Below are 20,602 nucleotides of genomic sequence, written 5' to 3'. Positions count from 1 at the left end.
TAAATAGCGGCGTATAAACGGCTTGAGCTAACTATTTCCGATTTTCACACCACAACGTTTAAATAGATTTTTCCAAAATTGCACATGCTTCATTGTTTCTTCACGAAACTGATCGTGTGCTTTTTCGATTCCATAGTTTGCACCATGAGCTTGCATTCTCTTTTCAACAAGGGAAAGCCCCCCATCGAGCTGCTGATAGGTACTATCGACGTACGCCATATAAGGTTGAACCTCTGCAACATAAATTGTTTGGAAGACGTTTCTCAAGTAACGAAATTGCGTGGTATCACGGTTGGCGCCACAAATGATTTTGTCTTGGTTTGCTTCGAGCATGTGTGTGGTTTGTTCTAACCAATGAGTCGCATCGATCAAAGTGTAATAGAGTCGACCAACGAGACGTGTTTTTTCGATCTCTTCTTGGTAGTTCACGATGGTCACATCGGGTAATCGAGAAAGGGTACGATACGGTGTTTGGTACATTTCATCCAAAGCAAGGAAAGCATCTCGTACGTGTGCAACTTGGTCTTTGCTTTCCAATGGTAACCATTCAGATCCTGTTAGCTGTTTGCGCATGGCATCGCTAGTCAGCAACATATTGTCGAGATGCACTGTTAGATGGTGCCACTTCTGGTCGTACAAACCGTTCAGCTTTGTATTTTCTTCATCACTTAATGGGTAATCACTCAAGCAGCCATTCAGTGTTCTCAGCAGGTTGGTTTGATAATCAAAGTCGTAAAAGGCGTCTTGAACTTTACCCAGTTGAGAGTTTTTTTCTGCTAGTAAGTTAAACAAACCACATTGACGCAGTTGGTAGCTTTCGAGTAAGCCAAGTGATAGACGAGGGAGCTCTTGAAACAGTTCTCTTTTATCAGGAATAGTGACAGCGGGAGAGGCTTCTAACTCCGACTCCGACGTATTTAACACGTTGGCTAGGCGTTGATTGTATTTTTCGAATACCGCTTTCTCTGGGTTAAACCAGTCGTTGCACCCACTGAGTAAGGTTGTCGGTAGTACAAGCGCCGCAGCAACAAGGGAGCTTCTTACAAGGGAACTTCTCACAGCATTTCCTTTTTAATCACTTAGATAAGTATACCGCTTAACGAATATGAGAGATCAAAAAAGCCAGCGAGTGCTGGCTTTAAAATTTGGCGGGTTGAAGTTCGAGTTATTGCTGAGAGAAATTCAACTGAACTTCTGGCTCTTGATGGTGCATCCAACGTAAACGAATACCCAATAGGAAAGCCGCTGAAGATAGGCCTATGATGAAGCCCAACCAAAAGCCTTGTGCACCCATTGGTTCAACAATCCAATCTGTGCGGCCAAGAATGTAACCAATTGGAAGTCCCAATAACCAGTACGCAACAAAGGTACGGTTGAAGATTGCACGCATGTCTTTATAGCCACGTAGTGCACCAGCAGCGATAACCTGAACCGCATCAGTGCATTGGTAGATTGCAGCAAACAGCAATAGCACCATCGCTAGTTCGATAACTTCTGGGTTATTCGTGTAAAGCAAAGCGATTTGCTCACGGAACAGAACCGTAAGAATCGCGGTCATCATTGCTAACGCTAAACCGACCATGACGCCAACACGAGAAGCGACGCGTGCGCCATCGACGTTTTCTTCCCCAAGACGGTGACCAACACGAATACTGACTGCGGCACCCACACTCATTGGCAGCATAAACACCAATGAAGAGAAGTTAATGGCGACTTGGTGCGCGGCAACAATGATTGAACCTAATGGAGATACCAAAAGCGCGACCACAGCAAACAATGTCACTTCAAAGAACAATGCAGCGGCAACAGGGAAGCCGAGCTTAAACAGACGAATCTGAGCTTTCAGCTGTGGTTTATGAAATTCGCCAAACAGATTAATGCTTTTTAGACGAGCAGACGTAGTCACATAAAGGAAAAGCAGCCCGAACATCACCCAATAAACGATGGCGGTTGCGACGCCACAACCAACACCACCAAGGGCTGGCATACCAAACTTACCGTAAACGAAAATCCAGTTTAGTGGGATGTTCAACATTAGGCCGATGAAACCAATCACCATGGCAGGCTTGGTTAGCGACATGCCATCAGTAAAGCTGCGTAACGTTTGGAACAATAAGAAAGCGGGTACCGCAAAAATAACCGCGTGGATGTAACCAACGGTTTTCTCTGTCATCGCCGCTTCTACATCCATCAATCCAAGTATGAACTTAGTTTGGAACAAAACGCCGATAATAGGGATGCTGATCAACAATGCCAAAACGATGCCTTGTTGGATCTCAAAAGGAATTTTTACTCGACGGCCAGAACCATTTAATTGAGCGACAACAGGTACAAGGGCCATCAATAAGCCAACGCCAAATAAAATTGACGGTAACCAAATACTTGCTGCAACAGATACCGCAGCCATGTCAGTAGCACTTACGCCACCAGCCATGACTGTATCCACAAACCCCATCCCGGTTTGCGCGACAGAAGCGATCAACACAGGGGTCGCCAATTTAATAAGACTCGATGCTTCTTCTTTATAGCGATGCACGAAATACTCCAGAGCGGAACAATAAGTTGAAAATGAAATAAGTTGAAAAGATAGGGAGTACTCGAGGACAAAAGATGTGATGAACTGATCTGATGGTTGATTTTAGTCACTATAAGGTGAAAAAATGCCTCGGAGGAACTCCGCGCAGATGATAAACAATTGTATGCCCAGATGCCATACCCACAAGATAGGGATTTTTGGTTAATTGATAGACAATGGTAAAAACAGCTTGCGAATGTTCGTTCTGGCTATCAGTCGCTTCTAACAAATAGGTAAAGAGAATGTTTACAGGAATAGTTCAGGGTACGGCTAAAGTCGTTCAAATCGAAAAAAAAGAGCGCTTTCAAACTCACGTTATCGAACTTGAAGGCTCGTTAAGCGAAGGGCTAGAGATTGGAGCCTCGGTCGCACACAATGGTTGTTGTTTAACCGTCACCAAAATTGAAGGAACGCACATCAGTTTCGATCTAATGCAAGCGACCTTAGCTCTTACAAACCTAGGTGAATTGATAGAAGGCGACAGCGTAAATATTGAGCGAGCAGCCAAATTTGGTGATGAGATTGGTGGTCACAGTATGTCGGGGCACATCAGTTTAATGGGCGAGATTGTTGATGTGATTGATACGCCAAACAACCGCACCATTTGGTTTGCACTGCCGCAAGAATCGATGAAATATGTACTGGCTAAAGGGTACATCGGTTTGGACGGTTGCTCACTGACCATCGGCGAAGTCGAAGAGAATCGATTTTCGGTGCATTTGATTCCGGAAACCCTGCAAAGAACCTTGTTTGGTGCGCGTCAGGTTGGAGAGAAAATAAACATTGAATTTGACCCGCAAACTCAAGCCATCGTCGATACGGTTGAACGTGTATTAGCAGCAAAGCAGTTGTAAAGCGTTTACTTATGACCGGAAACAAGAAAGGAGCTTAACCGCTCCTTTTTATATTTTGTGTAGATGTTTACTTCATGTAGATGATTACTCGGGGGGATTAAAGCTCTCTATTCGTAGTTATCGTCAATGAACAGTTCTACCTTTTCGTGCATCTCATCCACTTTCATGTTGAGGTGGATGGCGTGGCAGCACGCAGGGCAGTCGTCATAAAACTCTTGGTTACCATTACTTGCATCTAAAGTGATACCGATAGAGTGCCCACAGTGAGGGCATTTAACATGTCTTTCAGTGTAATTTTGCATACAAAAACTCCTAGTATTGCAGGGCTTTTAATACTTTGGTGTCTCGAAAATTCAGCCCTTGAACACTCGTCTTCTCTCTGGTGCAGAGATTCAAATTAAGTCGAGTTACTTTGAATATTAGGTGCTGTTGTTGCTAATTGAGTCGAAATAAGTACAAAAGTTGACCCCAAACTCATGATTGAGCTTGGGGTCTTAAACTAGGGTGATATGCGTCGAATTTTTACATTCGGCAATGATCTTTCCCTTCCCGATCAATAAGAAATAATCTTCTTAATTATCGATTGGGCCTGTTCAAGATAGTGACCTCCGAACAAGTTACAATGATTGAGGATGTGATAAAGGTTGTAGATGTCTTTTCGTTCATCATAGCCTGCGGGTAATGGCGCAACGGATTCATATCCTTGATAAAACTCCGGTTGGAACCCACCAAACAGCTCAGTCATCGCGATATCACATTCACGATCTCCCCAATAGCAAGCAGGGTCAAAGCAGATAGGGCCAAATGGTGTCAATGCCGTGTTCCCATTCCACAAATCACCGTGAAGCAATGATGGCTCTGGAGCGTGATTGGCTAAAAGCTGTTTCACAACATCAATAAATTCATCGATATCGACGAGGGTGACACCTTTTTCTTTCAGCAACTGTAACTGCCAACCTATTCGTTGCTCAGAAAAAAAGACACACCACTTTTTATGCCATTGATTTGGTTGAAGGGTAGAGCCTATGTAATTATCGGAATCAAATCCGAACTCTTTCTGTTCTCCCCACAAATGTAAACGCGCCAGTTGCTGGCCAAACTTAAAGCTGTGCTTTGCATCTTCAAGTGGTTTAGTTGGTAGGTAATTCAGGATCAAGAATGAGTGGGTTTTGGTTTTGCCCGCTAACACGACTTCAGGGACAAACACCGTCGAGGTTTCACGTAACAAGTGAAGGCTTTCTACTTCAACTTCGAACTTAGATAAAAAGTCTCGATCATTGAGTTTGACGAAATAGCGCTGTTCTCCGTCATTGATCATGTAACTCTCACTGATGTCTCCACCAGAGAGGCGTGTCTTCTCAGTGATTTGATATTCGAACATCAAGGTATCAGAAAGCTGTTGCGATATTGCTTGCCACATACAAAACCTCGCTTATCTATTTGACCAACAATAGTTTAGGATAAACGGCGGAAGATTGACGCGCAGTTGAGCAAACTTCGACAATAAAACTGCTGCATATAGTAGAAAATGTGCATAAGTGTGAATCATGTCGCCTATAACCCTATGATTTATGGACTTAACATATGGAGCTATTGGTATACAACGAGTATTATTATTTTTTTGACTTTAGTTCCATTGGTGGCATGAAAATACTGATTTGTGATGATTCGGCGGTAGCACGAAAGTTGATATCCCGTTCCATCGTACACGAAACATCATTGCACCTGATCGAAGCCCAAGACGGTTACGAAGCGTTGACGATTCTAGCGGAACAAAATATTGACGTTTTGTTTCTCGATTTAACGATGCCGATTATGGACGGGTTCGAGGTACTAGAGTCTCTACCGGTCAGCAATTATCCCACTCAAGTTGTCATCATTTCTGGTGACGTTCAGCAAGAGGCTAAACAACGTTGTTTAGATCTTGGCGCAATCGACTTTATCGCCAAGCCTCTGTCAGAAGAACAGGTTATCCCGCTATACGAAACGTTAGGGTTGCAATACGCATTTAGCTCGAGTGGGAATGCAGCGCCAGCCCCCGAAATTGAGATTACCCCTCTGGCGAAATTTCGTGAAGTCGCCAACATCGCGTTAGGTAAGGGTGCTGCGATTATGGCCGACCATCTTCATGAGTTCATTCAACTGCCAGTGCCCCACGTTGGTCCATTGTCGTATGGAGAACTGCATATGACGTTAGTGGACGTGATCGGTCGAGACAGTTCAGTTGCCGTTGCTCAGCGATTTGTTGGTGGTGGTATCCATGGTGAAGCTCTAGTTTGTTTGCGTGGCAAAGACATCAATCAAATCGGAGAGCGCCTTGGTTATTTGCTTGAGTTCACTCGGCACAACGAGATTATCCTGAATGTGTCGAATCTTTTGGTATCTTCATTCTTAACGTCACTGGGTACACAGTTGGATAAGCAATTTTCGTTGCGCCAGCCTGCCATTATAGAAAACGTCATTCCATACAATGAAGAGAAGAGTGAATCTGGTGAACTCTTTACCATCGAATACACCTACATGGCAGAGGCGCTCGATTTTGAGTGTGAAGTTCTGTTTTTGATAGATAAATCATCCGTAGAAATCATCTATGAAATTATGGAGCTAATCTAATGTCCGAAATTACGCTGGACATAGCAGACTTTCATTGGGTTACCCAAATACTCGATACCATGGACTCAGGGCTCATCGTTTTAGATGAAGACTATAAAGTCTGCGTGTGGAACAGTTTTATGCAGTCTTACAGTGGCATACTATCGCAGAATATCCTCGGTGAATGTTTGTTTGACCATTTCCAAGATTTACCCCGAACTTGGCTAGAGACCAAGCTCAAAACGTCCGCGGATTTAGAAACTCGTTCATTTTCAAGTTGGGAAAACCGTCCATACCTTTTTAAATTCAACAACTTTTCGCCGGTTTCCAACAGCAGTCATTTGATGTTCCAAGATATTGTTATCACGCCGTTACGCTCGTTATCAGGTGAGGTGAGCCACATAGCCATTCAAATCAACGATGTCTCGGAAACCGCGCGTAATAGAATCCACTTAAGAGAAACCAACCAACACCTGTCTGAAATCAGCCGCAAAGATGGATTAACTGGATTATTTAACCGTGCTTATTGGGAACAGTCACTGAAGGAAGAATTCAATCAACTTAAAGTGATGGAAGGGGCGTGCTCACTGGTTATTTTTGACATCGACCATTTTAAAAAAGTCAATGATACCTATGGTCACCATACTGGGGATGAAGTAATCCGTCGGACGTCCAGTTTATTGCGGAAAACCGCACGCAGTAGCGACGTGTGTGGGCGTTTTGGTGGAGAAGAGTTTACCGTTTTATTGCCACATACCAACCAAGAACAAGCGTCCTATTTCGCAGAGCGTCTTAGAAAACGAATTGAGCAAGAAATCGTGAAAGTTGAAGACTTTTTGATTAACTACACGATAAGTATCGGTGTTTGCGAGTATAAATCTAACTTTGAGAGTCACACACAATGGCTGAAGAGTGCCGATGCAGCGTTGTATCGCGCGAAAGAGAATGGACGCAATCAGACTTGTTGTCATCAAGACGACTAACCTAATTGGATAAAAATCATTCAGTTGGCGCATCAATGCTTGTTAATATGAAATAAGTTAATGAAATTTTCTCGGCATGTCTTACTATTGAAACTAATTCGCTTTCATCTTCGAAGGCTTGCATTAAACGGAGAAAAACAGTGGTTGTAGAAACCGATGGATATCTCGCTCTTATAGAGCACCTGTCACTTAACTTAGATATTTTCACGTCTGAAATTGGTGACACAGGATCAGAAAGCATCGAAGATGTCGTGAATGACATGGTGGCGTCGAACATCATGGCGATTTTCGAACAAAACCCAGAACTGCATTCAAGTGTACGTTTCAAGCTACTTAAAGAAGCGGATGCCGTCGTTGAAGACCTTGGTGAAGTGTTAGCTGGCGTTTGGGGTAAGAAAGCGACCAACGAGCAAATTGCATTCCTTGATGAATACATTGCGCTAGTGAAAAACTTATTTGATACCGCTGTCGCGACTTACGATTAAATCTAGTCTCTCGTCATTTCGATCTAAAGAGGAGTTACATGGTAACTCTTCTTACTTGCCAAAACTTCGATGCCCAATAAGGGTTGTCTATTCTTGAAATGATCACGCCTTTCGATGTGGAAGCGTGCATAAACTGCTTATTCCCTAGATAGATACCTACATGGTAAGTGGTTCTTCTTGTTTTGAAAAACACTAGATCACCCTGTTGTGCATCTGACCAGCTCATCTCTACGCCTTGCTTAGATTGCTGTCTTGTCGTTCTTGGTAACGACATTTGATATGCCTCGACAAAGGCTTTCTGTACGAAGGCAGAACAATCAATACCAGACTTTTTGGTTCCACCCAAGCGATAAGGCGTGCCTTCCCACTCATCATAAAAGTCGAACAGGCCCCGATTGTCGGAGAGCAGTTCAGTAACAGGAAGAGAGACCTCAGCTTGTGTTTCTGGATCGGGGGCGGACGAACATGCACTAAGTAGTACACTGATTATCAAAGGAAAATAAATACGACGCACATCACCCACCTGTCATCCCTACAACTTAAAACTGAAATATTAATGTCATGACCAATACCTAGTATGGGCAGTAAATCACGTTTTGTCTCACTTCTGTGACGAATAAACGGAAAGTCGATTCAAACCCAAGAAAGAACATTAATTGATTATGACAACGCGCAAACGTCTACGCTTTTCTTTTTCACTGATTCAAACGGTCAGTGCAACATTTTTAACTATCATCGCTCTTGTTATAGCCCTTTCTGTCTCAAGTTTCAAAGGAATGGAGCAGGTTGGCGCACAATTTGAGGAGTTGTCTCAAAAAGCGTTACCGATGGCGATGGCAAATGCGACACTGACAAGAAATGTTTTAGAGCAAGTAAAGTTGCTTAACTATGGAATGCAAATTTCTGATCCAGAGGAACTTCCTGTTATCACTTCTCAAATTGAAGAGCTAGCGCAGCAAAGTGACGGACTCATAGAGCAAACTTCCGGTGTTGCCGAACACCTATCAAGCATGCTCAAAGAAAACGTTGCTGAGTTGCATCAAGTCACCAATTCCATTTTATCGAAACAATCTGCGGTGATTCAGATGCAAAGCGACATTAACTCGGCCGTTGGTGGGTTTCGGTATGGGTTAAGTTCGATTGGTCCAGAGATGAACCGTATCAGCTCGTTTCTCAGCAACGACAACCCTGAATCGAGTGATGCGGCAAATCGCTTCATTGCATCCGCGAGCTCGATGGAAAGTACTTTCTTGGTCATGATGATGCAAACCGAGCTAGAGAAAGCGGAGCAAGAATACAGAGAAATGCGAAACCGTATCGCTGGTATAAATCTCGCTTACGATGACTTCAAAGAATGGCACCCTGAAGTGACTGAGTTCGCCAGCCTAACAGCACCTTATGAGATGGTACAGGCAGGCTTCAAAGATGAAGGGGTTTTGCGTTTGATTCTGGCGAAACTCGAACAGAGCGAACAGCAAAAAGTGGAGTTTCAACGTGCCTCTCAGCTCTCAAACGAAACCATGTATTTGCTCGACCAAGTATCTGATTCCGCCTCAACGTTGATTGATGAGCGTGAAACTATTGTCCACAGTACCATTCAAAACGTCAGCTTAATGGTTGTTGTTGCCGCTGGCGTCATCTCGCTTGTGGTGTTAGCGACTTGGTTTGGCCTCCGTACTTGGATCAATCGAGGGTTGAAAAACATCCTTACTCGTCTCTCCGCTTTAACGGAACATGATTTCCGAGATAGAGCGCAAGAGATTGGCCCGTTTGAGCTTAAAGAAGTCGCACGCAAACTCAACCAAGTTATCGATTCAACCCACGATTCGATTTCTACCGTCACGCGTAACTGCGAAACCTTGTACCAAACCGCTGAGATAAGCCACGATGCGGCCGAGCAAACAAATCAAAGCTTAACTTTGCAAAATGAAGCGCTGGCGAGCATGGTGACGACCATTACTCAGTTAGAAGCATCGATTAGAGAGATCGCGACGGTGACAAATGCCTCTTCCGAAGATTCGCATTTAGCGACAGAACACACAGTGAAGGGGGTTGGTGTGGTAGAGCAAAACCGTCAGCGTTTGGAGTCTCTTGAAAGCTCCCTTAATTTGAACGAGCGGTCGATGTTAGAACTCGACCAACGAGTTAAACAGATCCGCGAGATGGTAGACATGATCAGTGGTATTGCTGATAACACCAACTTACTTGCTTTGAATGCGGCGATTGAAGCGGCGCGTGCTGGGGAGCAAGGGCGAGGTTTCGCAGTCGTCGCCGATGAAGTACGCAAGTTAGCGAGTGATACGTCCCAACAAACCACAAATATTCGAGAGATGATGAATGAGCTTGTGGCTGCCGCAGAACGTTCACGTAAAGCGGTAAGTGAGTCGCGTGAAGAGATGGCGCATGCACTTCAATCGAGTCATGAAGTAAAGTCGGCTTTTTCGGATATCGATGCGGCGGTTCGACATATACAGCTACGTGTCGAACAGATTTCTGTTGCGACAGAAGAGCAAGAACGAGCAACAGCCGATGTATCGCAAGCCATTACACATATTTCTGACCAAGGTGAATACACTAAACTCCAATTAGAATCCATGGTTGAAAGCTCAGAGCAAGTCGCAGACATCGCGGGGCATCAACAAGCGATGCTGCATAAATACGAACTGCATCAGGTGAGTTGATCCAGCATTAGGTAAGACCAAACCAACTTCCAATACGATCAAAGGCAGGGCATCGCTCTGCCTTTTTATTTTTTGACTCCAAGAGTGAGTGACCCAAATCGCAAATTGATTAACGGCACGGGAGAAATGTGTCATTAGTATTTGTTAATTCTTTGTTGTCGCTTCAGGGTTGTTAGAATATCTCGCAACACAAATATGCCTTCAGAATGAGGAGATATTCGTTGGTTATTAAAGTATGTCCTCTGGTATTGCGAAAACAAAACCGCGAGATTCTTCTTTTCAAACATCCTCTTGCGGGCGTTCAGTTGGTGAAAGGTACTGTCGAACCATTCGATTGCGACTTCTTAAGCGCGGCAAAAAGAGAATTGGCAGAAGAGTCGGGCATCGAATTGGTCAATCACACAACCTACTTAGGGGCTTGGGAGAGTGGATTTCAGGAGCAACGTTGGCATTTCGTTTTGTGTGAATGTGAAGTGTTGCCGGAACATTGGGTCTTCCACACTCAAGATGATTGTGGACATGATTTCGAATTATTTTGGCATGAAGTTGCGAAAGACATTTCCTCCCATGCGCACCCTGTCTTTCAGCGTGCTTTAGAGCAAGTTCGTCAGCTTATCCGCCTTGGAGCAATTAAGTGAAAGTTGAAATCGGTAATCACACGAATGCAGAGTTGCTTCAAGAACTCAAAGATCAACGCATTCAATTCAATCCGTTTGCCTTACAGCTGTTTGAAGATCAATTGATACAAACCAAACAAGGTGGCCAGACATTGTCTATATTGGTAACAACGCCTTCGGAATTGGGGGCACCTTTTGGCGCAACGCTGGCTGAGCTTCTTGCTCATGCAGCTCTGAAAGGGCTAGAGCCTTGTCCGCTCGCCGTCGCACCATACTTGTTACTTCAAGGTATTTCGCTCACAAAAGACGAATACATAACGCTCGCTTCTTTGCCTCTTGCTCAGGAAGAGACCTATCCCAGAGGTTTGTATTTGCGTAAGCGGGATGATGGTGTTTGGCTAAGAGGTTATCGATGTGATGATGCTTTTATCTTTCCTCCTTCGATGAAGTTTGTGTTCATTGATGCGAAGACTAAAGAGGGAGAGCAATATTGACGTTTGACTATTACTCTTTCCCGACAATTTCACTGGGAGATTTGTTGCAGCTTCTAAACCACATCCAAACGTCACATCTCACGTTTATCAGCAGTAAGCGAAGAAATACGTAAATCATTCTCACGAAGGAAGTACAAACAAGGAACGTTCATGAAAAAGCGACTCGTCATATTGGCAGCCATTGCGTCGCAAGGTTGTGCAACAATAGAGACCCTAAACCCAACAAACAATCATGTGAGAATCTCTCATGAGGGGAAGCAGAGCTACTGCAAGGAAATACCAAGAATTTACAGTGGAGTGAATTACAACATGTGTTTGTTGAATGGTGAGCCTAGCTATTCTGAAAACACGGGACCCAAACTAGATGGGGTGCCTTTCTTTGTGTTTGATACTGCTTTTTCAGCGTTGGCTGATACTTTATTCCTACCATACACAATAACGATGCAGGCACAGAAAGGGCCAATAGAGGTTAACTAAGCTTTTAAGCGAACCATCAAACCAAACGCTATGCTTTTATCAGGAGCGAAATGATAAGGAAGAACAGCCATTGTTGTTCTTTCAACCTCTCACGTACGGTTTAAAGGCACTGTCGCTCTCAAAAATGGCGTTGAAATTACAATTATTTAGCTGATTTCTATATGCTTTGCGCATTCATTCAGATAAGGAAAGGAAACGATAATGGATAAATTCGTACTGTTTCTCCTATGCCTTTGCCTGACCGTGGGTGGTGTCATCCACATTTACGACAATATTGTCGATGGCTTTTTGCCTTACGATTTTGCCCCAGGCTGGTTAAACATGTATTGGAGTGCCCTTGGCCTCCTTGATTTACTCGCCGTTTATTTGCTGATTAGGCACCGCCGGACTGGGCTGGTTTTACTGTTATTGATTATGTTGAGCAGCGTAGGCTTTAACTCTTATGCGCACTATGGATTGGGCGTATTGGAGAGCAGTGGACAACTGCAATGGCAAACGTTGTTGTTAGGGTTTTCTATTGGAGTATCAATTTGGCTGTGGAATTCGCAAAAGCATCGCCACTCACGTCAGATATTCCGGTAATTGTTTTATTCGATATTACGTATATTTAAACAGGGAAGTGTTATGGATAACTTTAAGGAGCTGGCGAGCTTCGGTGTTTTTGCCGCGCTATCGGGCTTTAGTTTTGGCGCAATCTTTTTTGGCATTGCGTTTGTGTACGCGGCCATCAACAAGCAACAAGATGTGAGCGTGTTCGCCATCTCTTCAATTGTTCTTGGGATTATCGGTTTGTTTGTTGGTGTGACCCAATCAAATAAAAAACGCGATTTGATTAAAGCTTAACGGTTTCTATTCAATCCGAAATACATTGGGATGAGATGCAGTCGCGTGCTCGTGATACATATCATCTAGGTAGGTCAGTAACTCGTCTTCATCGAGAAAGGGCGGCACTACAAAATCTCTGATAGGGCGCTTTATCGAAGTTTCTGAATCGATATAAAGCGTCCAAATCCCATCGTTGCATTCAGCAAGCATGATTTTTCCAAACACATTCACTTTTATTGAACTGCTCATGAGGAAGACTTTTCCTTGTAACGAAATGGCTGGGTGATCAGTTTATCCAATCTTTGTTCGTCTCTGTCGCGGATCTCTGGCACGCCAATCACAACATCATCATGACCTAATTCCGGTTTAGCGCGGTAGGTGCCAAACAAACGATCCCAGATCGACAAGAAGAAACCAAAGTTTGAATGTGTCTCGCGCACGATGACAGAGTGGTGCACGCGGTGCATGTCTGGCGTCACAACCAATTTGCGTAACTTCGAATCCCAAGGTAGTGGCAGCTTTGCATTGCTATGGTTAAACATCGCGCTAGCATTCAATACGATTTCAAACACCACGATGGCGATAGGAGACACGCCTAAAGCAAACACCGCAGCGATTTTTACAATCATTGAGAGAATGATTTCTATCGGGTGGAATCGTGTTCCGGTTGTGACATCGATATCCAAGTCTGCATGATGCATGCGGTGAAGTTTCCACAGCGGTTTAACGCGATGGAAAACTAAATGCTGTAGGTAGATGATGAGATCTAGTAACACAACGGCTATCAGCACATTTAACCAAGTCGGGAAGGAAAGTGCATTGAGTAGACCCCATTGGTTTTCATAAGCGATGATAGCAGCTTGGAAAGCGGCAATAGGCATGACAACAGCAATAACGACACTATTCAGCGCGACCAGTGTGAGATTGTTAAACCAGCGAAACGAACGGTCGACGGTCAACTGCTTTCTCGGTAGCTTGTTTTCCCACAGAGTACAAAGCAACAAAACACCAATAAAGATGCTGAGTCGTAGCCAAGAAGGGTCGTTAAATGCAGTTTCGGTCACGCTAATTTCCTTGATTGATTCGCTTATTTGTTAAGACCTTAAGACTCCACCGTATCTTTCACCGAGAAGAAAGGAATGTGAATGTCCGTCCGTTTACGAGCATTTCTTGAGACTCACTGGCGATGCAAGTAGAATCGCGCTCTACTTTATACATGCACTTATTCTAACTGGCACTTTCTATCCATGAGAATCCACGCTTTCCATCGTTTATACCAGCACCGTCAATCTATCTCAACGAAGCCGTTTAGCGCTCGTGGCTGTAAAGTGGTTCGCTGTCCATATTGTCAGGTTTCTGAGCAATATTGTTTGTGCGACATTCAGCCGAACATCGAATCCAATATTGCCTGCATGCTGATCGTATCGGAAAACGAAGTGTTCAAGCCAAGTAATACCGGGCGTCTAATTGCTGATACGATTCAAGAGACCTACGTGTATCAATGGAATCGTACCGAGCCTTCTCAAGAGATGCTTGCACTGCTAGAAAACGATGCTTATCAACCTGTGGTTGTGTTCCCAGCAGATTACGTGGATGAGCCTGAGCGTTTATTGGATGGTTTGAATCCAGAGCGATTGAAGGCATCCGCTGGCTCAGATAAAAAATGGTTGCTGATCTTCATTGATGGCAGTTGGCGTGAAGCGCGTAAGATCTTCCGCCGTTCCGAGTTCTTGAAGTCTTTGCCGGTGCTTTCTATTGAGCCGGAATCATTGTCTGAATACATCATGCGCCGCTCGGACAATGAGCAGCATCTGTCTACAGCAGAGGTCGCGACGTTAGTATTCAAACAAGCAGGTGAAGAGCAAGCTTCGGAGTGTTTGCAATTGTGGTTTGAAGCCTTCCGTGAAACCTACATGCTGACGAAAACACGCGTGAAAACCGACTGGTCTCGACCACATCTGAAACGTTTCAAAGAGTGGGCTAAAATCGAGAGCTAACTCTAAGGAATGAACTTTTGTTGATGGCTTGTTGTTCAACTGGCTTCAATGAGGGGATAAATCTGCATTCGGTCACGGTTTGCAGGCGTACAGATATGGATAATGCCTAAAGTTTATCTTTTTTGACTCCAGCATATTTTGGGAGTCGTTTGAGCTTTTTAGGAGAGAATTGCATGTATTACGGCTTTGATGTCGGTGGCACTAAAATCGAGTTTGGTGCGTTTAACGAAAAACTTGAGCGTGTAGCAACTGAACGTGTACCAACACCAACAGACAACTACGATTTGCTGGTAGAAACCATCGCAGGTCTGGTTAACAAATACGATGCGGAATTTGGTTGTGAAGGTACGATTGGCCTTGGTCTTCCTGGGATGGAAGATGCTGATGATGCAACTGTACTAACGGTTAACGTACCTGCAGCAAAAGGCAAACCACTTCGTGCTGATCTTGAAGCTAAAATCGGTCGCAGCGTAAAAATTGAAAACGATGCAAACTGTTTCGCGCTTTCTGAAGCGTGGGATGAAAACCTTCAAGATGAACCATCTGTATTAGGTTTGATCCTTGGTACGGGTTTTGGTGGCGGCTTTATCTACGAAGGTAAAGTATTCTCTGGTCGTAACCACGTAGCGGGTGAGGTAGGCCATACACGTCTTCCTATCGACGCATGGTTCCACCTAGGTGAAAACGCGCCTCTACTAGGTTGTGGTTGTGAAAAGAAAGGTTGTCTAGATAGCTATCTATCTGGTCGTGGTTTCGAGCTTCTTTACGCGCATTACTACGGCGAAGAGAAGAAAGCGATCGACATCATTAAGTCACACGCGGAAGGCGAAGCAAAAGCGGTTGAGCACGTTGAACGCTTTATGGAGCTTCTAGCAATCTGCTTTGCGAACCTGTTTACTGCGACTGACCCACACGTTGTTGTACTAGGCGGCGGTCTATCTAACTTCGAACTGATTTACGAAGAGATGCCAAAACGCATTCCTAAGTACCTGCTTTCTGTAGCGAAGTGTCCGAAGATCATCAAAGCAAAACACGGTGATTCAGGCGGCGTACGTGGTGCTGCATTCCTAAACATCAAATAATCGTCTGAGTTTTCGGTAAGAGAAAACACATAAGACCTACATTGAAAGCCTCGTTTTCCTCTAAGGTGAAACGAGGCTTTTTATTTTGTCGATCCAACTGCCGCTTTGTATAACTGAGCTGCCATCCTTTACCCAGCTTTACGCTTCGTTTACGTCCCTTGAACTCTTGATTGATAAGCTGTTTGTATTGCTTCCACGAACAGTAGGAATGAAGATGTTCAACTCATCAAAATTGCGCTACGGCGTTCTTAGCATCGCCTTAGTTGGTATGGTTTCACCGACGTTTGCTAAGCCTTCAGCACCTAAGCCACCAAATCATGAAAAGAAGGTGGTGGTGGTAAAGCCTGTCTACCGTCCCGTTTATAAAGCGCCAGTTCATCGCGTATACCATTACAATAAAATTCCGAGAACCGCGACTTACCTAGTGATAGCGGGGATCACCTATGCCGTCGTTGATAATGTCTATTACAAGCGAAGTGGCGATCAGTATATTTACGTGGAGCAACCTCCGGTATCTGTGCAAAGCCAAGTGAATACGGGGAGTACCACTGTCGTATCAAATAAGGGGATAGCAGGTAAGATAGTCGACGTGTTGCCGAATGAAGCAACCACGGTGACCGTTAATGGGGCGACTTTCTACGTTCAAGGCAGTGACTGGTATGCGCCAATTGCGGGAACGAACCAGTTTGTGATCGTAGAGCCTCAGCTATAGTGTGTTGCTTTTGGATTTCACACATAAAAAAACTCGCGATTTGCCGCGAGTTTTTTGTTTTTAACTTTTGTGGTTAAGCTTATTTGTTCTTTTTACCTACGCCCAAGTTTTCTTTTTGAGCTAGGGTGATTTTGCTAAAGCCTAATTTTCTGAAATGATTGTCGCGGTAGTTACGTACTGCCTTCGTGTCAGATACTGCTTCGATTTGCTGCTCCATCTTTAGGTACTCAGTGATGTCGATACCTTCCGCCTCTGCAACTGCTTCTTGAATGTTGCGGTGTTGCTGGTACGAGAACGTCAGTTCTTTGTCTTGGTCTTTGTAAGTGTAAAGAATGGTGCGAGCCATAGCTGTCTCTCTGAAAAATTTTTCTGTTATCAATAAAAAGGTCAGACACGCTGACCTTTGAATTCTGAATCGGCCTAGATTCTGCCTTGAAGTGGGATAATTGTCACGCTTTCTCCCGTTTTTACTGTATCAACAGCAGGGGAGATTTCGATCAAACAGTTTGCCTCACTCATTGACCGCAGAATACCAGAGCCTTGTTTGCCTGTTGTGCGAACGGTTAGACGACCTGTTTCGTCTAGCTCGTAGATACCACGGCTAAACTCGGTACGACCTTGGCGAGAGCGCAGATTTTCTGTCGCAATAGCACTGACTTTAAGTGGCTTCCAACCTTGTTCACCTTGCATTTTACGCAGAGCAGGTTCAACAAAGTTGATGAATGAAACCATCACAGCCACAGGGTTACCCGGCAAACCAAAGAAAGGCTTATCGTTGATTTGACCGAACGCAAGCGGACGACCAGGGCGCATGTTGATACGCCAGAAATCAATTTGACCGAGCTTATCCAATGCCAGCTTAATGTAATCGGCATCGCCAACGGAAACGCCGCCAGAAGTCATCACCACATCGGCTTGCGCAGAAGCATTTTCGAGCGCTTCAATCATCAATTGCTCGTTATCTTCTAGGATACCGAAATCCAAGATCTCGCACCCTAGCTTCTTTAACATGCCCATGATGGTGAAACGGTTTGAATCGTAGATTGAATTCGCTTTCTGTTCTGCACCCGGCGCTTGTACTTCGTCACCGGTAGAGAACACAGCAACTTTCAACTTGCGGAACACGTTCGCTTCGCCAAAACCAAGAGAAGCAATCATGCCCATCTCAGGAGAAGCAAGACGAGTACCTGCAGTAAACACGTCGCTACCAATTGCTAAGTCTTCACCCGCTTGGCGAACGTTTTGACCGGTTTTGAGGCTCGCACCATTGAACGTGACAGTATCGCCGTCTTGGGAAGCTTGTTCACGCATAACAACGGTATCACCATTGATAGGTGTTGGTGCGCCCGTCATGATCTTAACCGCTTGACCAACTTCCAAAGGCTGCTCGTAAGCATGACCCGCCATCACTTCAGCAACCACTTGGTAGCTGTCGCGCTCGACGTCATCACCGCGAATCGCGTAACCGTCCATTGCAGAGTTGGTGTATTGCGGAACGTTCACTGGTGATACCACGTGATCTGCAAGCACTCGACCGTATGCATCTTCAATCTTGCATGCTTCGGTTTCAGCAACCGTGTTCACCAAAGATAGGATTTTTTCTTGTCCTTGAACGACAGAAAGGAAAGCTGGAGAAAGGGTATCGCAGCAAGCGGCTTCTTTCTCTTTACTCTTTGGTGCTTTCGCTTCTTGAACATACTGAATAACGAACTGGGCAATCGCTTCAAGATCGTTGATGTTCATTTGTGGCAGTTCTGAGTCCAATTCGCCGCTGTCTGAAGCAATCGCGATGATGTTTTCATCGTTTGGATGAAGCCAAGGCTTGCCGACTTCTTCACGGTGCAATTCGATCTTAGGAAAGGCAATGTTTTTGCAGCCTTCCACTAGAACTACGTCTAGTTTTCCTTCGTCGAAACGCGTCAGAAGGTAATCAAACTCCGATTCTGACTCTGGTGTTTCTGTCATCAGTGCGAAGCGGTTACGAGAAGAGATCAGCATTTGTGATGCGCCTGCTTTACGTAGGCGATGGCTGTCTTTGCCCGGTTGGTCGACATCAAAATTATGGTGTGCGTGCTTTAGCATACCGATGCGTAAACCTGCTTCGGTCAACTTTGGTAGCAATGCTTCAAGTAGCGTAGTTTTGCCCGTACCAGAGTAGGCAGCAAAACCAAGAATAGGGATGTTTAGCGTGTGTTTCATGATTCGAGTTGTCCAAATTGCGCCAATTCTTCAGGCGTATTTAAGTTGACGAAACAGTTTGGTGAGTCGCTAAAGTCAACGTAACTGGTGTTGCACTCTTTGTAGAGTAGGATGATCTTACGATCGCCACGTTCTAAAAACGCGGTTAGCTTTGGTAGTACGCGCTTGTGGTAAAGCGTGAAGACGGGTTGCTGGTGGTCGCCATCATGAGCAACCAAAATATCGGTGTCTTCTTTTAGTGCATTGCAAAAACGTTCAACAAGATCAGTGTTGATTTGTGGGCTGTCGCAAGGGACGAAGCCAACCCAATCGGTTTCTGCATGAACTAGGCCCGCGTGGATACCGCCCATCGGACCTGGGAAATCTTTAAATTGATCGCTGAAGACGAAACCAAACGCACCGTAGGCGTCTTGGTTTCGGTTCGCATTGATTAGAATGCGTGGTGTTTGCGGAGATAAACGTTCGATAACGTGTTCGATGAGTGGCTTCTGATTCAGTTCGATCAGACCTTTGTCTTTTCCACCCATGCGGCTGGCTTGACCACCAGCCAAAATGACCCAACTAGTTTGTGTTGGCTGAAGCATATGCGTTCTCTTGGGATGTTTCTTTTGGTATGACATACAAGAGTGGAGACTCTACCAAAGTCTTGTCTTTAATCCACCACTGTTTTTTACATAAATCCGTCAACGCGTTCGCTTGGTGGCTAGTCACAACAATACTAGAACCGCGATCAAGCAGATCTTTTGCCATGATAACCAGACGTTCAATCGACTCTTGGTCGAGAGAGGCACTTGGTTCATCCATCAACAAAATCGATGGTTTTAAGATCCAAGCTCGTGCCATTGCTACGCGTTGCTTTTCACCGCCGGACAATACAGAGATGTGTTCGTCGGCTAAGGTTTCTAACCCTACCATGCGCAGTGCACTAATAACTTGAGCTCGCTTATCTTTTGCCGTGTCTTGTTGATATTTAACTCCATAAACGACGTTTTCATACACAGTGCCGTCAAAAAGGTAAGGAGACTGATGGAGATAAATCACGTCAACACGACCATTGCGACGCGTCCACTTCTTCAACCAAGTGTCTTTTGGTGCGACTACTTTACCCGTTGACGGTTTGAGCAAACCTGCAAGGATCTTGAGTAGGGTGGTTTTGCCAACGCCATTGTCACCTTTTAAGTAAATCGCGTCGTTTGGACCAATGGCCAATTCAGGGATGTGGAAAAGCACACGCTCTTTAAAGCGCATGGACAATTGCTCGGCGGTAATTTTTATAGTCATAATTCACCCTTACATTGGGTCGATGGCGAGTCGATTGCTTGCTTCATGTTCTTAGATAGCCTTTGCCTCTCATGCTCGATAAGAGGAAGTTGAGCGCTAACGCTAACGATAGTAATACAATTCCTAATGCAACTCCTTGCGCAAAAGCACCTTTACTACTTTCCATAGCAATGGCAGTCGGAATATTACGGGTTACGCCCATAATGTTGCCACCAACCATCATTGAACAGCCTACCTCTGTGACGATTCGTGAGAATCCCGCAATGATAGCTGCCAATAAAGGAAAACGTGTCTCCCAGATCATAGTAGCAGCGATACGAGGGATTGACGCACCTAACGTAATCGCTGTTTCAACTGCGCGACGGTCACTTGATTGAAGCGCACCGTGCATCATGGAAACCAGAACCGGAAAACAGACGATCATTTGTCCTAAGATCATGGCTTTTTGCGTAAACAGCATTTGCCAATCACCCAAAGGGCCTGCTCTTGAAAGCATCATGTACAACAGCAAACCAATCACGACCGTTGGCACCGCCTGTAAGGTGTTCACAATGGACAGCAAGAACCACTTACCACGGAAGTCGGTGTAGGCTAGGACAAAAGACATCAAAATAGACGGCAATACCACCAAAGATATTGCCGTAATAGAAACACTAAAGGAGACCGCAACGATCTCCCATAGGTCTGCATCAAAATTCACCAATAAGCGCAAGGCTTCTAGTGTTGTATCAGCAAGATTCATATTGCG

25 protein-coding genes are annotated in these 20,602 nt (G+C 44.7%); 13 read left to right on the top strand and 12 right to left on the bottom strand.

Translation table 11 applies throughout. From position 1 onward, the window contains the following. Positions 1 to 27: 27 nt before the first annotated feature. A complete protein-coding gene (locus OQJ86_RS06785) occupies positions 28 to 1,059 on the bottom strand; it encodes a DUF3080 domain-containing protein (protein ID WP_265987271.1) in 1,032 nt (343 codons plus the stop codon). A 106-nt stretch (positions 1,060 to 1,165) separates the two neighbouring features. Next, the gene (locus OQJ86_RS06780) at positions 1,166 to 2,536 is read right to left on the bottom strand and encodes an MATE family efflux transporter (protein ID WP_038872695.1); all 1,371 of its coding nucleotides are present in this window, start codon (positions 2,534 to 2,536) and stop codon (positions 1,166 to 1,168) included. 281 nt (positions 2,537 to 2,817) lie between these two features. Here OQJ86_RS06780 and OQJ86_RS06775 point away from each other — a divergent pair, with 281 nt between their 5' ends. Continuing rightward, a complete protein-coding gene (locus OQJ86_RS06775) occupies positions 2,818 to 3,429 on the top strand; it encodes a riboflavin synthase subunit alpha (RefSeq protein WP_265987270.1) in 612 nt (203 codons plus the stop codon). 107 nt (positions 3,430 to 3,536) lie between these two features. Here the strand turns inward: OQJ86_RS06775 and OQJ86_RS06770 are convergent, their stop codons facing one another. Together OQJ86_RS06770 and OQJ86_RS06765 are read right to left on the bottom strand one after the other, a co-directional pair. Beyond that, positions 3,537 to 3,731: a CPXCG motif-containing cysteine-rich protein gene (locus tag OQJ86_RS06770; protein ID WP_038872701.1), complete on the bottom strand. Its 195-nt coding sequence runs from the start codon at positions 3,729 to 3,731 to the stop codon at positions 3,537 to 3,539. Positions 3,732 to 3,982: 251 nt separating this feature from the next. Then, positions 3,983 to 4,849, bottom strand: coding sequence for a fructosamine kinase family protein (locus OQJ86_RS06765; protein ID WP_265987269.1), 867 nt, complete (start codon positions 4,847 to 4,849; stop codon positions 3,983 to 3,985). 224 nt (positions 4,850 to 5,073) lie between these two features. Between OQJ86_RS06765 and OQJ86_RS06760 the strand changes: the two genes are divergently transcribed. From OQJ86_RS06760 to OQJ86_RS06750, 3 genes are all read left to right on the top strand, one after another. After that, positions 5,074 to 6,042: a response regulator gene (locus OQJ86_RS06760; protein WP_038872772.1), complete on the top strand. Its 969-nt coding sequence runs from the start codon at positions 5,074 to 5,076 to the stop codon at positions 6,040 to 6,042. Then, positions 6,042 to 7,004 carry a GGDEF domain-containing protein gene (locus OQJ86_RS06755; RefSeq protein WP_038872706.1) on the top strand — a complete coding sequence of 321 codons (963 nt, stop codon included), beginning with the start codon at positions 6,042 to 6,044 and terminating at the stop codon, positions 7,002 to 7,004. The genes OQJ86_RS06760 and OQJ86_RS06755 overlap by 1 nt, the downstream gene beginning before the upstream one ends. A 140-nt stretch (positions 7,005 to 7,144) precedes the next feature. Then, positions 7,145 to 7,489: a DUF3802 family protein gene (locus OQJ86_RS06750; RefSeq protein WP_038875014.1), complete on the top strand. Its 345-nt coding sequence runs from the start codon at positions 7,145 to 7,147 to the stop codon at positions 7,487 to 7,489. Positions 7,490 to 7,523: 34 nt separating this feature from the next. Here the strand turns inward: OQJ86_RS06750 and OQJ86_RS06745 are convergent, their stop codons facing one another. After that, positions 7,524 to 8,012, bottom strand: a complete 489-nt coding sequence (locus OQJ86_RS06745; protein WP_039977304.1) for an NlpC/P60 family protein — start codon at positions 8,010 to 8,012, stop codon at positions 7,524 to 7,526. Between the two features lie 139 nt (positions 8,013 to 8,151). On the opposite strand from OQJ86_RS06745, the gene OQJ86_RS06740 reads away from it, so the two are divergent. The 6 genes from OQJ86_RS06740 (at position 8,152) to OQJ86_RS06715 (ending at position 12,601) form a co-directional block, all read left to right on the top strand. Beyond that, entirely contained in the window at positions 8,152 to 10,170 is a 2,019-nt protein-coding gene (locus OQJ86_RS06740; RefSeq protein ID WP_265987268.1) for a methyl-accepting chemotaxis protein, read from the top strand. 221 nt (positions 10,171 to 10,391) lie between these two features. Beyond that, positions 10,392 to 10,808, top strand: a complete 417-nt coding sequence (locus OQJ86_RS06735) for an NUDIX hydrolase (protein WP_038872715.1) — start codon at positions 10,392 to 10,394, stop codon at positions 10,806 to 10,808. After that, complete coding sequence (locus OQJ86_RS06730; RefSeq protein ID WP_265987267.1) at positions 10,805 to 11,281, top strand: hypothetical protein; 477 nt, start codon at positions 10,805 to 10,807, stop codon at positions 11,279 to 11,281. Before OQJ86_RS06735 ends, OQJ86_RS06730 begins: the two co-directional genes overlap by 4 nt. A gap of 150 nt (positions 11,282 to 11,431) precedes the next feature. Continuing rightward, complete coding sequence (locus OQJ86_RS06725; RefSeq protein WP_061034772.1) at positions 11,432 to 11,758, top strand: YceK/YidQ family lipoprotein; 327 nt, start codon at positions 11,432 to 11,434, stop codon at positions 11,756 to 11,758. Between the two features lie 201 nt (positions 11,759 to 11,959). Beyond that, the gene (locus OQJ86_RS06720) at positions 11,960 to 12,340 is read left to right on the top strand and encodes a hypothetical protein (RefSeq protein ID WP_020197396.1); all 381 of its coding nucleotides are present in this window, start codon (positions 11,960 to 11,962) and stop codon (positions 12,338 to 12,340) included. Positions 12,341 to 12,382: 42 nt separating this feature from the next. Next, positions 12,383 to 12,601: a hypothetical protein gene (locus OQJ86_RS06715; protein WP_005441533.1), complete on the top strand. Its 219-nt coding sequence runs from the start codon at positions 12,383 to 12,385 to the stop codon at positions 12,599 to 12,601. A 6-nt stretch (positions 12,602 to 12,607) separates the two neighbouring features. Here OQJ86_RS06715 and OQJ86_RS06710 read toward each other — a convergent pair whose 3' ends face one another. Together OQJ86_RS06710 and OQJ86_RS06705 are read right to left on the bottom strand one after the other, a co-directional pair. Continuing rightward, positions 12,608 to 12,832, bottom strand: coding sequence for a hypothetical protein (locus tag OQJ86_RS06710; RefSeq protein WP_265987266.1), 225 nt, complete (start codon positions 12,830 to 12,832; stop codon positions 12,608 to 12,610). Continuing rightward, the gene (locus tag OQJ86_RS06705) at positions 12,829 to 13,647 is read right to left on the bottom strand and encodes a sterol desaturase family protein (protein ID WP_265987265.1); all 819 of its coding nucleotides are present in this window, start codon (positions 13,645 to 13,647) and stop codon (positions 12,829 to 12,831) included. The genes OQJ86_RS06710 and OQJ86_RS06705 overlap by 4 nt, the downstream gene beginning before the upstream one ends. Before the next feature lie 183 nt (positions 13,648 to 13,830). On the opposite strand from OQJ86_RS06705, the gene OQJ86_RS06700 reads away from it, so the two are divergent. The 3 genes from OQJ86_RS06700 to OQJ86_RS06690 all read left to right on the top strand — a co-directional run bounded on the left by OQJ86_RS06700 (position 13,831) and on the right by OQJ86_RS06690 (position 16,374). Then, on the top strand, positions 13,831 to 14,580 hold the full coding sequence (locus OQJ86_RS06700) for a tRNA-uridine aminocarboxypropyltransferase (RefSeq protein WP_061034771.1): 750 nt from the start codon (positions 13,831 to 13,833) through the stop codon (positions 14,578 to 14,580). 173 nt (positions 14,581 to 14,753) lie between these two features. Further along, positions 14,754 to 15,662 carry an N-acetylglucosamine kinase gene (gene nagK, locus OQJ86_RS06695; RefSeq protein ID WP_054756124.1) on the top strand — a complete coding sequence of 303 codons (909 nt, stop codon included), beginning with the start codon at positions 14,754 to 14,756 and terminating at the stop codon, positions 15,660 to 15,662. A 214-nt stretch (positions 15,663 to 15,876) separates the two neighbouring features. Then, complete coding sequence (locus OQJ86_RS06690) at positions 15,877 to 16,374, top strand: hypothetical protein (protein WP_265987264.1); 498 nt, start codon at positions 15,877 to 15,879, stop codon at positions 16,372 to 16,374. A 79-nt stretch (positions 16,375 to 16,453) separates the two neighbouring features. Here the strand turns inward: OQJ86_RS06690 and OQJ86_RS06685 are convergent, their stop codons facing one another. The 5 genes from OQJ86_RS06685 to OQJ86_RS06665 form a co-directional block, all read right to left on the bottom strand. Further along, positions 16,454 to 16,720: a DUF2960 domain-containing protein gene (locus OQJ86_RS06685; RefSeq protein WP_038872732.1), complete on the bottom strand. Its 267-nt coding sequence runs from the start codon at positions 16,718 to 16,720 to the stop codon at positions 16,454 to 16,456. A gap of 74 nt (positions 16,721 to 16,794) precedes the next feature. After that, complete coding sequence (locus tag OQJ86_RS06680; protein WP_265987263.1) at positions 16,795 to 18,573, bottom strand: bifunctional molybdopterin-guanine dinucleotide biosynthesis adaptor protein MobB/molybdopterin molybdotransferase MoeA; 1,779 nt, start codon at positions 18,571 to 18,573, stop codon at positions 16,795 to 16,797. Next, positions 18,570 to 19,157 (bottom strand): molybdenum cofactor guanylyltransferase MobA, encoded by a 588-nt coding sequence (mobA, locus tag OQJ86_RS06675; protein ID WP_265987262.1) that lies wholly within the window; start codon positions 19,155 to 19,157, stop codon positions 18,570 to 18,572. Before mobA ends, OQJ86_RS06680 begins: the two co-directional genes overlap by 4 nt. After that, positions 19,135 to 19,854, bottom strand: coding sequence for an energy-coupling factor ABC transporter ATP-binding protein (locus OQJ86_RS06670; protein ID WP_005441550.1), 720 nt, complete (start codon positions 19,852 to 19,854; stop codon positions 19,135 to 19,137). The genes mobA and OQJ86_RS06670 overlap by 23 nt, the downstream gene beginning before the upstream one ends. Positions 19,855 to 19,897: 43 nt before the next feature. Beyond that, a complete protein-coding gene (locus OQJ86_RS06665) occupies positions 19,898 to 20,596 on the bottom strand; it encodes an ABC transporter permease (protein WP_005427748.1) in 699 nt (232 codons plus the stop codon). Positions 20,597 to 20,602: the final 6 nt, after the last annotated feature.

The organism is Vibrio sp. Sgm 5 (assembly GCF_026241575.1).
Taxonomy (GTDB): domain Bacteria; phylum Pseudomonadota; class Gammaproteobacteria; order Enterobacterales; family Vibrionaceae; genus Vibrio; species Vibrio jasicida.
This window is presented reverse-complemented; position numbering and strand designations above follow the sequence as displayed.

Excerpts from the sequence above, each read along its gene's own strand:
- mobA (WP_265987262.1), bottom strand. The coding sequence starts at position 19,157 with ATGCTTCAGCCAACACAAACTAGTTGGGTCATTTTGGCTGGTGGTCAA.
- OQJ86_RS06670 (WP_005441550.1), bottom strand. The coding sequence starts at position 19,854 with ATGACTATAAAAATTACCGCCGAGCAATTGTCCATGCGCTTTAAAGAG.
- OQJ86_RS06725 (WP_061034772.1), top strand. The coding sequence starts at position 11,432 with ATGAAAAAGCGACTCGTCATATTGGCAGCCATTGCGTCGCAAGGTTGT.
- OQJ86_RS06770 (WP_038872701.1), bottom strand. The coding sequence starts at position 3,731 with ATGCAAAATTACACTGAAAGACATGTTAAATGCCCTCACTGTGGGCAC.
- OQJ86_RS06765 (WP_265987269.1), bottom strand. The coding sequence starts at position 4,849 with ATGTGGCAAGCAATATCGCAACAGCTTTCTGATACCTTGATGTTCGAA.
- OQJ86_RS06720 (WP_020197396.1), top strand. The coding sequence starts at position 11,960 with ATGGATAAATTCGTACTGTTTCTCCTATGCCTTTGCCTGACCGTGGGT.
- OQJ86_RS06700 (WP_061034771.1), top strand. The coding sequence starts at position 13,831 with ATGAGAATCCACGCTTTCCATCGTTTATACCAGCACCGTCAATCTATC.
- OQJ86_RS06760 (WP_038872772.1), top strand. The coding sequence starts at position 5,074 with ATGAAAATACTGATTTGTGATGATTCGGCGGTAGCACGAAAGTTGATA.
- nagK (WP_054756124.1), top strand. The coding sequence starts at position 14,754 with ATGTATTACGGCTTTGATGTCGGTGGCACTAAAATCGAGTTTGGTGCG.
- OQJ86_RS06685 (WP_038872732.1), bottom strand. The coding sequence starts at position 16,720 with ATGGCTCGCACCATTCTTTACACTTACAAAGACCAAGACAAAGAACTG.
- OQJ86_RS06680 (WP_265987263.1), bottom strand. The coding sequence starts at position 18,573 with ATGAAACACACGCTAAACATCCCTATTCTTGGTTTTGCTGCCTACTCT.
- OQJ86_RS06710 (WP_265987266.1), bottom strand. The coding sequence starts at position 12,832 with ATGAGCAGTTCAATAAAAGTGAATGTGTTTGGAAAAATCATGCTTGCT.
- OQJ86_RS06755 (WP_038872706.1), top strand. The coding sequence starts at position 6,042 with ATGTCCGAAATTACGCTGGACATAGCAGACTTTCATTGGGTTACCCAA.
- OQJ86_RS06665 (WP_005427748.1), bottom strand. The coding sequence starts at position 20,596 with ATGAATCTTGCTGATACAACACTAGAAGCCTTGCGCTTATTGGTGAAT.
- OQJ86_RS06690 (WP_265987264.1), top strand. The coding sequence starts at position 15,877 with ATGTTCAACTCATCAAAATTGCGCTACGGCGTTCTTAGCATCGCCTTA.
- OQJ86_RS06740 (WP_265987268.1), top strand. The coding sequence starts at position 8,152 with ATGACAACGCGCAAACGTCTACGCTTTTCTTTTTCACTGATTCAAACG.
- OQJ86_RS06775 (WP_265987270.1), top strand. The coding sequence starts at position 2,818 with ATGTTTACAGGAATAGTTCAGGGTACGGCTAAAGTCGTTCAAATCGAA.
- OQJ86_RS06715 (WP_005441533.1), top strand. The coding sequence starts at position 12,383 with ATGGATAACTTTAAGGAGCTGGCGAGCTTCGGTGTTTTTGCCGCGCTA.